Annotated in this window: 11 protein-coding genes; 3 read left to right on the plus strand and 8 right to left on the minus strand. The window is 71.6% G+C overall.

Going from position 1 to position 13608, the window contains the following annotated elements; genetic code table 11:
- The first annotated feature begins 55 nt into the window (after positions 1 to 55).
- Positions 56 to 1492: a neutral zinc metallopeptidase gene (locus AB0K14_RS16880; RefSeq protein WP_360446906.1), complete on the plus strand. Its 1437-nt coding sequence runs from the start codon at positions 56 to 58 to the stop codon at positions 1490 to 1492.
- Positions 1493 to 1580: 88 nt separating this feature from the next.
- Here the strand turns inward: AB0K14_RS16880 and AB0K14_RS16885 are convergent, their stop codons facing one another.
- The 3 genes from AB0K14_RS16885 to AB0K14_RS16895 are packed head-to-tail and all read right to left on the minus strand — an operon-like array spanning position 1581 to position 3805.
- Positions 1581 to 2564, minus strand: a complete 984-nt coding sequence (locus AB0K14_RS16885) for a tetratricopeptide repeat protein (RefSeq protein WP_360446904.1) — start codon at positions 2562 to 2564, stop codon at positions 1581 to 1583.
- A gap of 41 nt (positions 2565 to 2605) precedes the next feature.
- Entirely contained in the window at positions 2606 to 3451 is an 846-nt protein-coding gene (locus tag AB0K14_RS16890) for a hypothetical protein (RefSeq protein WP_360446902.1), read from the minus strand.
- Positions 3452 to 3499: 48 nt separating this feature from the next.
- Positions 3500 to 3805, minus strand: a complete 306-nt coding sequence (locus tag AB0K14_RS16895; protein ID WP_360446900.1) for an MTH1187 family thiamine-binding protein — start codon at positions 3803 to 3805, stop codon at positions 3500 to 3502.
- 43 nt (positions 3806 to 3848) lie between these two features.
- Here AB0K14_RS16895 and AB0K14_RS16900 point away from each other — a divergent pair, with 43 nt between their 5' ends.
- Together AB0K14_RS16900 and AB0K14_RS16905 are read left to right on the plus strand one after the other, a co-directional pair.
- Complete coding sequence (locus tag AB0K14_RS16900; protein WP_360446898.1) at positions 3849 to 4352, plus strand: MarR family transcriptional regulator; 504 nt, start codon at positions 3849 to 3851, stop codon at positions 4350 to 4352.
- Positions 4353 to 4374: 22 nt separating this feature from the next.
- Positions 4375 to 5445, plus strand: a complete 1071-nt coding sequence (locus AB0K14_RS16905; RefSeq protein ID WP_360446896.1) for a phosphotransferase — start codon at positions 4375 to 4377, stop codon at positions 5443 to 5445.
- Here the strand turns inward: AB0K14_RS16905 and AB0K14_RS16910 are convergent.
- From AB0K14_RS16910 to AB0K14_RS16930, 5 genes are all read right to left on the minus strand, one after another.
- Positions 5427 to 5747 carry a DUF3817 domain-containing protein gene (locus AB0K14_RS16910; RefSeq protein WP_360446894.1) on the minus strand — a complete coding sequence of 107 codons (321 nt, stop codon included), beginning with the start codon at positions 5745 to 5747 and terminating at the stop codon, positions 5427 to 5429. The genes AB0K14_RS16905 and AB0K14_RS16910 overlap by 19 nt on opposite strands.
- A 264-nt stretch (positions 5748 to 6011) precedes the next feature.
- A complete protein-coding gene (locus tag AB0K14_RS16915) occupies positions 6012 to 7055 on the minus strand; it encodes an ABC transporter permease (RefSeq protein ID WP_360446892.1) in 1044 nt (347 codons plus the stop codon).
- Positions 7052 to 7966 (minus strand): ABC transporter ATP-binding protein, encoded by a 915-nt coding sequence (locus AB0K14_RS16920; protein ID WP_360446890.1) that lies wholly within the window; start codon positions 7964 to 7966, stop codon positions 7052 to 7054. The genes AB0K14_RS16915 and AB0K14_RS16920 overlap by 4 nt, the downstream gene beginning before the upstream one ends.
- A 117-nt stretch (positions 7967 to 8083) precedes the next feature.
- Positions 8084 to 10327: a GH92 family glycosyl hydrolase gene (locus AB0K14_RS16925; protein ID WP_360446888.1), complete on the minus strand. Its 2244-nt coding sequence runs from the start codon at positions 10325 to 10327 to the stop codon at positions 8084 to 8086.
- Between the two features lie 4 nt (positions 10328 to 10331).
- The gene (locus tag AB0K14_RS16930) at positions 10332 to 13562 is read right to left on the minus strand and encodes a GH92 family glycosyl hydrolase (RefSeq protein ID WP_360446886.1); all 3231 of its coding nucleotides are present in this window, start codon (positions 13560 to 13562) and stop codon (positions 10332 to 10334) included.
- Between the last annotated feature and the right edge of the window lie 46 nt (positions 13563 to 13608).

Consider the following 13608-nt stretch of genomic DNA (forward strand, 5'->3'; position numbering starts at 1 on the left):
GGGCCAAGTAGGGTTCGGGCTTGGATTCGGCACGAACCGGGGATGGGGCTTGGGCATGGCTCGACGGGCTTGGGTTGCTGCGACGCTCGCCGCCGCGATGGCGTTGACCGGGTGCACCCAGACGGTGAGCGGGCAGGGCCGGTCGGAACGGCCCGACGTCACCAAGGTGGCCGGGTTGGACATCACCACCGGTGAGAGCGGCGCGAAGCCCGGCGTCCCGGACGCCGACCTCCAGGTGGAGAACGGCGACGGCGGCGAGATGGACCGGCTCGCCATCAACACGCTGGCCGACGTCGAGCAGTACTGGGCCGAGCAGCTGCCCGCCAGGTTCGGCAAGGAGTTCGAGCCGGTGAAGCGGTTGGTGTCCTACGACTCCAACGGCAAGGGCGTCGACATCTGCCGCACCAACACCGCGGGCGTGGCGAACGCGTTCTACTGCTCGCTCGACGACTCGATCGCCTGGGACCGCGGCGAGCTGCTGCCGATGCTGGACGACGCGTTCGGGCCGATGTCGGTGGTGACCGTGCTGGCGCACGAGATGGGTCACGCGATCCAGTACAAGCTCGGCGACATCGGCGGGATCAACCAGGCCACGCCGTCGATCATCAAGGAGCAGCAGGCCGACTGCTACGCGGGCAACTTCTTCCGGTGGGTGGCCGAGGGCAAGTCCAAGCACTTCCGGATCTCGACCGGGCCCGGGTTGAACCAGGTGCTGGCGACGATGTTCTTCATCCGGGACGCGGCGGGCACGTCGGCCGAGAAGCAGGGCGCGCACGGCAGCGCGTTCGACCGGGTGTCCGCGTTCCAGTTCGGGTTCGCGGGCGATCCGCAGCGGTGCGCGCAGATCGACGAGGCCGAGATCAAGGCGCGGATCACGCAGCAGCGGTTCGACTCGCAGGACCAGGACACCGGGCAGGGCAAGGGCAACCTGAAGGTGGACGACCAGCGGTCGCTCGACCTGCTGGAGGAGTCGCTGCGGGACGCGTTCAACCAGGCGGGCGCGACCCCGCCGTCGCTGACCACCTCGTCGTCCGCGGCCTGCACGGACGGCGGCGACACCTCCCCCGCGGCCTACTGCCCGTCGACCAACTCGATCTCCGTCGACCTGCCCGCCCTGGTGAAGATCGGCACGCCGCCGAAGCGGGGGCAGAAGGGCGGCATCGGCGACTTCGCCGCGTTCGCCGAGATCGCGTCGAGGTACGCGCTGTCGATCCAGAAGGCGACCGGGTACGGACTGGAAGGGCCGGCGGCCGGTCTGCGCACGGCGTGCCTGACCGGGGCGTGGGCCGGGAAGACGAACCAGAGCGGCGCGAAGCTGCGGCTGTCGTCCGGCGACCTGGACGAGGCGGTGGCCGAGCTGCTGGCCGACAAGAGCCTGATCGCGGCGGACGTGAACGGCACCAACGTGCCGTCGGGCTTCGCCCGCGTCGAGTCGTTCCGCGACGGCTTCTACCAGGGCGCGGGCCTGTGCACCCGCAAGTACGCGGGCTGATCGAACAGGGGTCCCCCGGGCGGGGGACCCCTGCGGACCGTGGTGGGACTGGCGTCGGTGCGGGCCCGTGCGAGTAGCGGGCGGTGGCTCAGAACAGGGCGCTGGCCAGGTTGCGGCGGGCCTTGGCGACCCGGTCGTCGTCCGGCGGGAACAGCTCGAACAGGCCGACCAGGTGTTCGCGGACCTTGTCGCGGTCCTCGCCGAAGACCCGGCGGACCGTGTCGACCAGGCGCTTGAACGCCTGGTCCACGTCGTTGGTCGCCAGTTCCAGGTCCGCGGCGGCCAGCTGGGCGTCCAGGTCGTCCGGGTTGGCGTCGGCCTTGGCGATGGCGTCACCCGGCACGGCCTCGGCGCGCGCGGTGAAGCGCACCTGGGCCAGGGCCGCCTTCGCCTCGGCGTTGGCCGGTTCGGCGGCCAGGATCGCCTCGTACGCGGCCTCGGCGGCGGCGAAGTCACCCTGCTCGAACGCGTCCTCGGCGGCGGCGAAGCGCGGGTCCTCCGGCTCGCCCTCGGGCTCGACGCCCGCCTGCGGCGCGGCGCGGTTGGCCTCCGCGGCCTTGATGCCCGGCAGGCGGTCGCGCAGCGCGTCCAGCAGGCGGGTGATCCACTGGCCGAACTCGGCCTCCGGCAGCGGCCCGGCGAATGCGTCGAGGGGCTGGCCGCCGGCGATCGCGACCACGGTCGGCACCGACTGCACGCCGAACACCTGGCCGATGCGCGGGTTGGCGTCCAGGTCGACCCTGGCCAGCAGCCAGGTGCCGCCGCCCGCCCGCGCGGCGCGTTCGAGCACGGGCGAGAGCTGGCCCGCCTCGGGACTCCACGACGCGGTCAGCTCGACCACGACCGGGATCTCCAGGGAGCGCTCGACAACCGACTGGAACGTCGCTTCGGTGACGTCCAGCACCCACGGGCTCGGACCGGCGTCCGAGCCCCCGGCCGCACCGGCCAGCGGGGGTGGGGTGGTGGCGCGCTGCCTCGCGGCGTCGGCCCGGGCCTTGAGCGCGCCGAGGTCGACCGCCCCGGACAACGCGGCGGACAGTGCGGCGGTCTTTCGGGGGTCTGGCCTTGTCACGTCTCCATCCTGGCACGAGTGCGGCGGTGCGCCGCGCGCGGCTAGCCGGGTAGTTGCGCGATCGGGTCGATCGCCATCGGGTTGACCCGCATGGCCTCGTTCAGTCGTCCCAGGCGGCGGGCGATCGGGGTCGTCAGCTCCACGAACCGGGCCGTGCCCGCCGGGCCGAGCACGTCCCACGGACGGGTGGCGGCCTCGTCGGTGCGGCGTTCGACGTCCTCGCGCAGCGCCCGACCGGCAGGCGTCAGACCCCCGTCCAGCAGACCGCGTTCGACCAGGGCCGCTTCGGCTTCCCGCCATTCCTCCTCTGACCACCCGCGCATCCTGCGCATGTACGCGGGCGCGAGGTCCTTGTCGGCGCTGAACAGCACCAACGCCTCGCACGGCCCCAGGTCGGCCGCCACCAGCGCGGCCACGTGGCCGTCACCGCGCGACTCGCGCAACGTCGTGCACGCCTGCCACAACGCCAGGTGCGGCTCGTCGGGCAGCGGCAGCGCGCGGTTCGCCGCCGCCAGCACCCGGCCCGCTAGCGGCGTGGCCTCGGCGGCCTGACCGGCCAGCTCGGCGGCCTCGGCCACGTCCAGGCTCTCCAGCATCCGCCGCAGCGCCAGGTCGGCGCCCTCCAGCCGGGCCTGGAGGTACCGCTCCGGACTGGCCACGTCCCACGCGTCGGGCAGCGCGCGGGCCACCATGCGCGGGTGGAAGTTGAAGAACGCGGCGGTCGCGATCTCCGGCGGCACCGCGCCCAGGGGTGCCGCGCGCTGGCCGAAGTAGCCCATCCAGCCGCCCTTGCAGCCCAGCGCGTCGGTCACCGCTCGTGACTCGGGCGAGAAGTACGTGACGTCGTGGTAGGTCTCGAAGCGCAGCCACAGGTCTCGGGGTTCCATGCCGGGTTCCATGCCACCAACTTAGTAGGACGTCCTACTATTTGTCGCCTACGGCAGGTCGTCGGCGAGGTGCTGCTCGACCCGCTGCACCTTGGCCGTCAACTGGCCCGTCCAGCCGGGTCGGATGTCCGCTTTGAGCACGAGGCTGACCCTCGGCGCGGACGCCTGGACGACCTCCGCCGCCTTCTTCACCACCGCCATCACCTCGTCCCACTCGCCCTCGACCAGCGTGAACATGGCGTTGGTCTCGTTGGGCAGGCCGGACTCGCGCACCACCCGGACGGCCTGGGCGACGGCCTCGGCCACCCCGTCGGACTCCCCGCCGAGCGGGCTGACACTGAACGCGACGAGCACTGCTGCCTCCTGGTGGACGGGTACCCACTGGTAGCTTCGCGGCATGACGTCCCAGCCGCTGCCGTTCGACCCCATCGCGCGCGCCGCCGAGCTGTGGGAGAAGCGGATCGGACCGTCGACGGCGATGGCGGCGGTCACCAGCGTCATGCGAGTACAGCAGATCATCCAGTCCGCCGTGGACGCCGCCCTCAAACCGCACGGGCTGACGTTCGCGCGGTTCGAGGCGCTGGTGCTGTTGACGTTCGCCCGCACCGGCAGCCTGCCGATGCGGGTCATGGGCGAACGGCTCCAGCTGCACCCGACGAGCGTCACGAACATCGTGGACCGGCTGGAAGCCGACGGGCTCGTGCGCCGCAACCCGCACCCCACCGACCGGCGCACCACCCTGGTGGAGATCACCGAGGCCGGGCACGCCCGGCGTGAGGCGGCCACGGAGGCCGTGACGGCCGTCGAGTTCGGGTTGCGCGGGCTGACCGGCCGGCAGACCGAGCAGCTGACCGAGCTGCTGGCCAAGGTGCGCCGCGCGGTCGGCGACTTCGAGGACTGAATTCGGTCGACAGACCTCGCCGGTGACGGCCACCCTGCACCTCGTGCGGGAGATCAGGGCTCTGGTGACGGTCGACGGGCGTTGCGTGGGCGCGGCGGAGCCGTTCACGGTGGACAGCCCCTGGTGGAACGACGTCGAGCCGGTGACCGCGCACCTGTCGCGCGCGCTGGGCGTGCCGACGAGCGTGCTGCGGCTGGTGTCGACCACCGGCCGGGGCGGGCGTGACGGCGTGGTGACGTACCAGGTGGAGGCCGACCGCGTGCCGGCTCGCGGTGTCGCCGCGGTGGAGCGGCACGAGTTCCCCGACCACCCGCTGCGGCTGCCGTGGGCGCGTCCCGGCGGTCCGGCGGAGCTGGTCGGGTGGGCCCGGCGGCACGTCGGGGTGAGCGGACCGGCCGTGCAGGTGAAGACGTGGAACCTGTCGTGCCTGTACCGGTTGCCGACCGCGGGCGGGAACGTGTGGGCGAAGGCCACGCCGCCGTTCATGGCGGACGAGGCCGCGGTGATCGGGCTGGTGGCGTCGGTCGACCCGTCGTTGGCGCCGGGGTTGATCGCGGCGGAGCCCGGTCGGGTGCTGCTGGCGGAGGCGTCCGGGGTGGACTGCTGGCAGCCGGGCGACGAGGTGGTCGAGCGGATCGTGCCGCGGTGGGTGGCGGTGCAGGCGGCGTTGGCGGGCGAGCCGCGGTTGCGTGCGCACGGGGTGCCGGTGCGCGGCGTGCGGGTGCCGGACTTCGGGCTGCCGGACACGCTGCTGCACGGTGACTTCCACCCGGGCAACTGGCGTTCCGGCGGGGTCGTGCTCGACTGGGGCGACGCGCACTGGGGTCACCCGGCGCTGGACGCGGCGCGGCTGATCGGGTTCGTCGCGCCGGAGTTCCGGCCGGTGATCGAGCGGGTGTGGGTCGACGCGTGGTTGAGCCACCACCCGTCGAGCGATCCGGCGAGCGCGCTGCGGCACGCCCGGCCGGCGTCACACCTCGTCGGCGCGTTGGTGTACCAGGAGTTCCTGGACAACATCGAGCCGAGCGAACGCGTCTACCACCTCGGCGACCCCGAGGCGGAGTTGGTGCGTGCTCAGTCGTTGGCGGTCTGAGCCTCGGTCTCGTCCAGGCGACCGGTCCGGTTGGCCCAGCGCTCGAACACCACGGTGCCGAACGGCGGGATGCTCGCGACCAGGCCCAGGACGAGGGTCTTGCGGTCCCAGCGGTGCGCCAGCATCAACGTCACCAGGACGTAGCCGACGAAGATCGCGCCGTGCACCGGGCCGAAGACCTTGACGCCGATCTCGTTCCCGACCACGACGTACTTGAAGAACATGCCGATCAACAGACCGGCCCAGGACACCGCCTCGGCCAGGGCGAGGAGTCGGAACCGACCAACAGCGCTGCTCAACATGCCCTCATTGTGGCCAGTGACCCCCCTCACCCCACCCCCACCCCCACCCCCACCCGCGCGAGTCGAACCTCCAAACCGCGCGTGTCCTACGTTCAGACCGCGCGTGTCCTACGTTCGCGTACCCCGAGTTCAACGTTCAGAACAGTCGATCTTGTTCTGAGCGTTGAACTCGGGGGTCCTGAACGTAGGACACGCGCGACGCGAACGTAGGACACGCGCGGTCTGGAGGTTCGACTCGCGCGGGTGGGGGTTGGGCTCGCGGGGTCAGTCCTCCCAGCGGAAGAGCTTGGCGGCGAGCAGGCCCACGACGAGGGTGAAGGCGATCAGGACCGCGGACGGCAGGAGCAGGGCCTCCACGCCCTTGCCGCGCACCAGGACGTCCAGCATGCCGTCGTTCATGTGCCGCAACGGGAAGATGTTCGAGACGGTCTGGAGCCACGCGGGTGCGTTCTCCACCGGGAAGAACGTGCCCGACAGGAACGCCATCGGCATGATGATGATGTTCGCCGCGCCCGACGCCGCCTCCTCCGTCTTGCAGAATGCGCCGACCAGCATCCCGACCGCGAAGAACGCCGTGGTCCCCAGCACCAGCAACGGCAGCGCCAGGTACCACTGACCGGTCAACCTCAGGCCGAACGCGGGCAGCAGCGCCACCGCCACGAACACCACGCCCTGCGCCAACGCCGTCCCGACGCTCACCAGCACCCGCGACGTGAGCACCGTCGTCGCGCTCACCGGCGCCAGCCGGATCCGCCGCAGCACCTGCTTCTTCCGCCACGACACCATGGTCAACGCCGCGCCGAACACGCCCGAGATCGAGATCGCCCACGACAGGATGCCCGGCGTCAGGTACTGGATCGGCTTGAGCGAGGCGTCCTCGACCGAACTGGTCTCCAGCGTGAACCGCGGCGCCACGTCCGCCGCACCCAGGTTGATCTTGTCGACCACGCCGGACACGATGCCCGTCACGGTGCCCGCCGCCACCTGGTCGCTCGCCGCGTAGATCAGCTCGACGCGATCACCGGACACGACCACGGCGGCGGGCAGGTCGCCGTCGTCCACCTTCTGCCGCGCGGCGGCCGTGTCGCCGTACTCCTCCAGCTCGATCGCGCCGGTCTGCTCCAGCGCCGACAGCACGGGCCCCTCGCCCACCGCCGCGATCTTGGTCTTGTCGCTGCCCGAGTCGCCGAGCAGCAGCCCGAACACCACCAGGAACATCAACGGGAACAGGAAGACGAAGAACAACGTCATCTTGTCCCGCAGGAAGCCCTTGACCATGGCCGCCGAGAGGCTGCGGAAGGCGGTCACGCGCGGTACTCCCGTCCGGTCAGGTCGAGGAAGACGTCCTCCAACGTGGCCGTGCGCACCTGGAGCCCGTCCAAGGTGCCGCGTTCGGCGAGCGCCGAGAGCACCGGCGCGGGCTTGCGGGTGGAGATGGTCAGCGAGACCTCGTCCTCCTGGGCGTCCTCGACACCGGTGATGCCACGCGCCGCCTCACGCGTCAGCAACCCCTTCTGCAGCACCACGTGCGTGGGCGCGTCGAGACCGCGCACGAGCGTCGCGGGCGCGTCCATGGCGAGGATCCGACCCCGGTCCATGATCGCCACGCGGTCGCACAGGATCTCGGCCTCGTCGAGGTAGTGCGTGGTGTAGACGATGGTCTTGCCCCTGGCCTGGATCGCGCGCAGCACGTCCCACAGGTTGCGGCGGGCCTGCGGGTCCAGCGCGGCGGTCGGCTCGTCCAGGAAGACGAGGTCCGGGTCGTGGACGAGGGCGCACGCGATCGACAGGCGTTGGCGCTGACCGCCGGAGAGCTTGTTCTCCTGCACGTCCGCCTTGTCGGTCAGGCCGACCAGCTCCAGCATCTCGTCGGCCTTGCTCCGGCTCACGCCGTACAGCGAGCCGAACGTCTGGAGCTGTTCACGGGCGGTCAGCTTCTCGAAGAAGCTCGACGCCTGCAGCTGCACGCCGATGCGCGGCAGCAACTTCGGGTTGCGCGGCCACGGGTGCTCGCCGAGCAACGTCACCTGACCGCCGTCGGGCTTGCGCAGGCCCTCGATGATCTCCAGCGTGGTGGTCTTGCCCGCGCCGTTCGGCCCCAGGATGCCGAAGAACTCCCCTTCGGCGACGGTGAACGAGACGCCGTCCACCGCCTTCAGCTCGCCGTAGTTCTTCCTGATGTCGGCAACCACGACGGCCGGTATGCGTGCCCCTGTCATGGCTGGACGGTAGGCCGCGCAACGCTTCGGTGGTGGCACTTCGATCCGTTCGCGACGGAAGTAAAGGCCGATCGAGACTTTCGACCCATCCGACCGTCGCTGTGCGCGCGCTCCCGATCACGAGACGTGCTCACCTGTGCAGGAAGAGGGCGGCGCGGACTCGGGCCGGGTCGCCCACGTCGCCTCCGCCGGGTCCGTCGTCAGCCCGTAGTCGAGCGTGACGCCGCCGTGCCGGAGGAGGTCGACGTTCAGGTACGCCCGGTCCCACGACGTGTCGTCGACGTGGAGCGACCGCACGTACTGGAGCCTCGACGGGTCCGCGCCGGCCGCGGTGATGGTGATGTCACGGCCGTTCTCCAGGTGGATCACCGCCCGGTCGAACCTCGGCGCGTTCAGCACCAGGTCGCCGGTGCCCGGTGTCACCGGGTACATGCCCAGCGCGCCGAACACGTACCACGCCGACATCTGCCCGAGGTCGTCGTTGCCGGTCACGCCGTTGGGCGCGGCCACGAACAACGTCTGCGCCGCCCGCACCACGGCCGACGTCTTCCACGGCTGCCCGACCAGCGCGTACATCCACGGAGCGTGCAGGTCCGGCTCGTTGTTCGGGTTGTACCGGTACTGGTTGTAGTAGTTGTACGGCCCGACGACCCACTTCTCGCGCACGGTCTTCGCCGGGTCGGCCACCAGGTCCGGGTAGGCGAAGAAGTCGTCCAGCCGGGCCGCCGCCGCGTCACGGCCGCCGAGCAGCTCCACCAGACCGGGCACGTCGTGCTGCACCAGCCACTGGTACTGCCACGCCGTGCCCTCGTGGAAGCCGTCCGGGCCCTGCGGGGTGAACGGCGCCAGCCACTCGCCGTCGCCCAGCTTGGGCCGGGGGAAGCCGGTGAACCCGCGGTCCGACACCGTGCTGTCCCACAGCACCCGGTAGTTCAGCCCGCGGCGGCGCAGCAGCTCGGCGTCGTCCTCGTGGCCCAGGCCCCGCGCCATGATCGACAGCGAGCAGTCCGCCAGCGCGTACTCCAACGTCGCCGAAGCGCCGTGGTGCGGGTCGACGTCCTGCCCCTTCTTGCGGAAGTCCTTGTCGTACTGCACGAAACCGCGCCCCAGGTAGGACGGGTTGCCCGCCCTGCCCTCGAACGGGGACGACGCGGGCGGCACACCGGTCGCGTTCTGCCACAACGCCTGGTAGGCGCGCTCCTCCGAGCCCTCCAGCGCGCCGAACCGCCACAGGTCCACCAGGAACGGGGTGACCGGGTCGCCGGTCATGGTGTTGGTCTCCTGGTTGGCGTACGCCCAGCGGGGCAGCCACCCGCCCTGCTCCCGGATCGCCAGCAACGACCGCGCGACGTCCTTCGCCCGTGCGGGCCGCAGCAGCGCCAGCAACTGGTTGTGCGCCCGGTAGGTGTCCCAGAGCGAGAAGAACTGGTGGTAGGTCCAGCCGTCGGCCACGTGCACCCGGTCGTCGAACCCGCGGTACCGGCCGTCCACGTCGTTGCCCGTCAACGGTTGCAGCAACGCGTGGTACAGCGCGGTGTAGAACACGGTGCGGTCGGTCCCGGCCGCGGAGACCTCGATGCTCGACAGCTCCCGCCGCCACGCCTCCTGCGCCTCCGCGCGCAACGCGTCGAACGACCTGCCCCTGGCCTCGCCGAGGTTCTTCGTCGCGCCTTCGGCGTCCACGTGCGAGATCGCGGTCGCCGCGGTGACCGGGCCCTCCTCGAACGTCACCCACTGGCCGCGCAGGCCCGCGCCGCCCTCCACGCCGCCCCAGTTGCCGGTCGCCTTGAACGGCCGGTCGAACGTCGTGGTGAAGTACGTGGTGTACGGCTTGCCGCCGCAGAACGCCTGCGACACCACGGTCCCGGCCAACGTCCGGTCGTCCACCACCCGCACGCCGCTGGCGGACACCGGCTCCTTGTCGTTCGCCTGACCCACGTTCACCAGCACGTGCGGCGTCGCACCGGCCGGGAACGAGAACCGCTCGACCCCGGCACGGGTCGTCGCCGTCGTCTCCACCGTGATGCCGGAGGCCAGCCGCACGCGGTAGTAGCCGGGCCGGCCGACCTCGCCGTCGTGGGTGTACCCGACGCCGTACGAGCGGTGGTCGAAGCGGCGCGGCAGGCGCGTGGTCGGCAGAACCGACACCAGCCCGCCCTGCTCCCAGCACCCCGCGCCGGACAGGAAGAAGTGCCCGAACCCGCGGATCACCGGGTCGTCGTAGCGGTAGCCCGCGTAGTGCGAGCCGATCGGACTGGAGTGCGCCATGCCGAACGGCACCGACGCGCCCGGGAACGTGTTCCCGTCGTCCTTGGTGCCGATGAACGTGTCCACCGACTCGACCGGATCAGGGCTGGTCACGACCTCACGCTACCGCGATGGCGAACACGTGCAACGTCCCGCCGGTCACCGACGCGGGCAGCATCACCGATCGGACCTGCTTGTCGGCGCGCAACGCGATCGGCGCGGTCGCGAACACGTGCACCGCCAACCGCTGCGGCTCGCCGCTGGAGTTGTTGCGGTACGGCGTGGAGGCCACGGTCCGGTTGTCGAACGACGGCGGCAGGTTCGCGCTGCCGCCGAGCGCCCAGTCGGAGAACCCGACCTCGGCGGTCTGGGTGCTGCCGTCGGTGTAGGTGACGGTGAGCGTGCCGGACGCCTTGCCGCCCGCCGCGCTGCCCAGCAGCCCGAGCCTCGTCGCACCCGCGGGCGCGGCGATCGTCACCGCCTCGCCGGAGGCGTTGACGTTGTCCGGCTCGCCGACCGGCGACGTCGGCCAGGTGTAGAGGAGGCCGTCGGAGGTGACCGTGCCGCCGGGCGTCACGCCGGCGTCGGCCAGCGCCTCGCGCGAGTAGCTCCACCCGCCGCCGTCGAAGTTGCCGGTCGCCTGGTCGTCGTCCGGTGAGGTGCCCACGTTGTCGAACGCCGCCCGCAGGCTGCCCGGCTCGGCCACCAGCACCGAGATCGTGGACCGCCCGCCGGGGGAGAACGCCAGCGGCACGCGGTGGGTCTGCTCGGCCGCGTCCGCCGCGACGGCGACCGTGACCGGCACACCGGCCTTCTCCCCCGGCGGCACGGTGACCTGACCGGAGGCGGGGGTGAGCGTGATCCCGGTGGGCGGCTGCGCGGTCCACGACACCTTGCCGCCGCTGCCGGAGAAGTCCTGCGCGCCGACGGTCACGGTGCCGCTGCCACCCGCCGGCAGCACCAGCCGGCCCGGTTCCACGAACGCCTGCTGCCCCACCTCGCCGTCCCGGAACGACGGCGGCGCGTCGGCCGGGCCGGTGGCCCAGGCGGTGGGCTCCTCGGACAGCGCGAACTCCACCGTGCCGCCTCCGGTCACGAACGACTCGGGCAGCCAGCTGCGGGTCTGCTCGCGACCGTTCAGCTTGAGGCCCGACACGTACGCGCCGCTGCCGGACGCCTTGATCACGAGCGGCGCGCCGTTCGGCCGGGTGATCGTGACCTCGCGGAACAGCGGGCTGTTGAGCACCAGCTCGGCCCGGCCCGGGATCACCGGGTACATGCCCAGCGCCGCCCACACGTACCAGGACGACATCTGGCCGAGGTCGTCGTTGCCCATCAGCCCGTCGGGGCCGGGGCCGAACAGCTCGGTCACCGCGCGCCGCGTCACGGCCTGGGTCTTCGCGGGCGCGCCCACCCAGTTGTACAGCCACAGCGAGTGCATGATCGGCTCGTTGCCCAGGAACGCGTACGGCTCGTCGGGCCCGGCGTTGAGCTTGGTGAAGAACGCGTCCAGCCGGTCGCGGACCTTCGCGTCGCCGCCCATCGCGGTGAACAGGCCGCGCGCGTTGTACGGCACCATCCACGTGTACTGGGCGGCGTTGCCCTCCACCCAGTTGTCCGGGCTGCCCGGCGTGAACGGCTCCGCGTACGAGCCGTCCCGGTTGCGGGGCTGGGTGTAGCCGGTGGCGGGGTTGAAGACGTTCTGCCAGTACTGGGCGCGCTTCATGAACGTCCGCCAGGTCGCGCCGTCGCCGAGCCTGCGGGCGAGGTCGGCGATGGCGAAGTCCGCGGTCGTGTACTCCAGGGTGGTCGCGGGCGCTCCCCACACGTTGCGCGCGCCGACCGGCACGTACCCGAGGTCCAGGTACTCGGTCAGGCCGGGGCGTTCCTCGTAGCCCTGGGTCGGCTGGGTCGCGCCGCGCAGCATCAGCAGCAGTGCCTTGCGCGCGTCGAAGTCCCTGGCTCCGAACGCGTACGCACTGGCCACCATCACGTGGTACGGGTCGCCGACCATCACGCCGGTGTAGCCGTTGGCCACCGTCCAGCGGTCCCAGGAGCCGCCCTGCTCGGCGAACGCCACCATCGAGCGGACCATGTCCGACGCCTCCCGCGGCGCCAGCAGCGACAGCAGCTGCATCTCCGAGCGGTAGACGTCCCAGCCGGAGAAGTTGGTGTAGACGGCGTGACCGGGTTCGGCGGTGTGGGTGCGGCCGTCGAAGCCGGGGTAGCGGCCGTCGGTGTCGGAGAAGACGTTCGGCTGCAACAACGAGTGGTACAGCGCGGTGTAGAACGTGGTGCGCTGGGCGTCCGTGCCGCCGGTGACCTCGACCTGGTTGAGCCGGTCGTTCCACGCCTGGCGCGCGGCGGCGTGCACGGCGTCGAACGACCTGCCCGCGTTCTCCGCGTCCAGGTTCTTCTTCGCGCCGTCGATCGAGACGAACGACAGGCCGACGCGCATGGTCACGTCCGGGTCGTCGAACGTCACCCACCCGCCGGAACCCGGACCCGACACGGTGGTGTCCTCGGCCTCGACGTCGGGTTCGCCCTGCGCCTCAAGGGTTTTCGGGGCGTCACCCAAGCCCTCGCGGACGCCGGACCCGCCGCGTTCGGCCGAACGGCCGGGCGTGACCGCGCCGTTGCGCCACGTGCCGATCGACGCGAACGGCCGGTCGAACCGCGCGTGGAAGTACACCCGGTAGCGGTGGTCCGCGCCGCAGAACCGGCCGCTGGTCGCCCAGCCGCTGATGGTGTCCGCACCTAGGGTGATCTCGGCGTCGTCCGTGCCCGAGATCGAGCCGGAGGTGTTGACCAGCAACGTCGACGTCGACCCGCCGGGGTAGGCGAACCGGCCGACCCCGGTGCGCTGGGTGACCGTCAGCTCGACCTTCGTCCCGCTGTCGAGGGTCACACCGTAGTAGCCGGGACTCGCGGTCTCGTTGCCGTGCGAGAACGTCGAGACGTACCGGTCGGGGTCCGTCGCGGGCGACGTGGTGACCTCGCCGGTGAACGGCATGATCGGGATGTCCTGGTAGGTCGAGCAGCCCGCCCCGGACAGGTGGGTGAGGCTGAATCCCCTGATCCGGTCGTCCTCGTAGGCGTAGCCGCCGTGCTGGCGGGTCACCGTGTCCGGGCTCCACTGCACCATCCCGAACGGCACGTCCGCGCCGGGGAAGTTGTTGCCCGCCCCGCCGCCGGTGCCGTGGTCCGGCCCACCCGGTTCGGTGCCGACGAACGGGTTCACCCACCGCGCCAGGTCGTCCACCTGTGCCTGCTCTCCTCGGGCCGTCCCCACGACGGGCAGCGCCGCCGAAAGCGCCACCGCCGCCGCAAGAGCCAGAATCCTCCGCACGAGCGCCTCCGACTCCGTGTGTCGACTCCGCCGACGGTTGACAACG

It is taken from the genome of Actinosynnema sp. NPDC050801 (assembly GCF_040673975.1).
Classification (GTDB): domain Bacteria; phylum Actinomycetota; class Actinomycetes; order Mycobacteriales; family Pseudonocardiaceae; genus Actinosynnema.

Coding starts and splice junctions, on each gene's coding strand:
- AB0K14_RS16880 (WP_360446906.1), top strand. CDS start 56: ATGGCTCGACGGGCTTGGGTTGCTGCGACGCTCGCCGCCGCGATGGCG.
- AB0K14_RS16890 (WP_360446902.1), bottom strand. CDS start 3,451: ATGGAACCCCGAGACCTGTGGCTGCGCTTCGAGACCTACCACGACGTC.
- AB0K14_RS16900 (WP_360446898.1), top strand. CDS start 3,849: ATGACGTCCCAGCCGCTGCCGTTCGACCCCATCGCGCGCGCCGCCGAG.
- AB0K14_RS16910 (WP_360446894.1), bottom strand. CDS start 5,747: ATGTTGAGCAGCGCTGTTGGTCGGTTCCGACTCCTCGCCCTGGCCGAG.
- AB0K14_RS16920 (WP_360446890.1), bottom strand. CDS start 7,966: ATGACAGGGGCACGCATACCGGCCGTCGTGGTTGCCGACATCAGGAAG.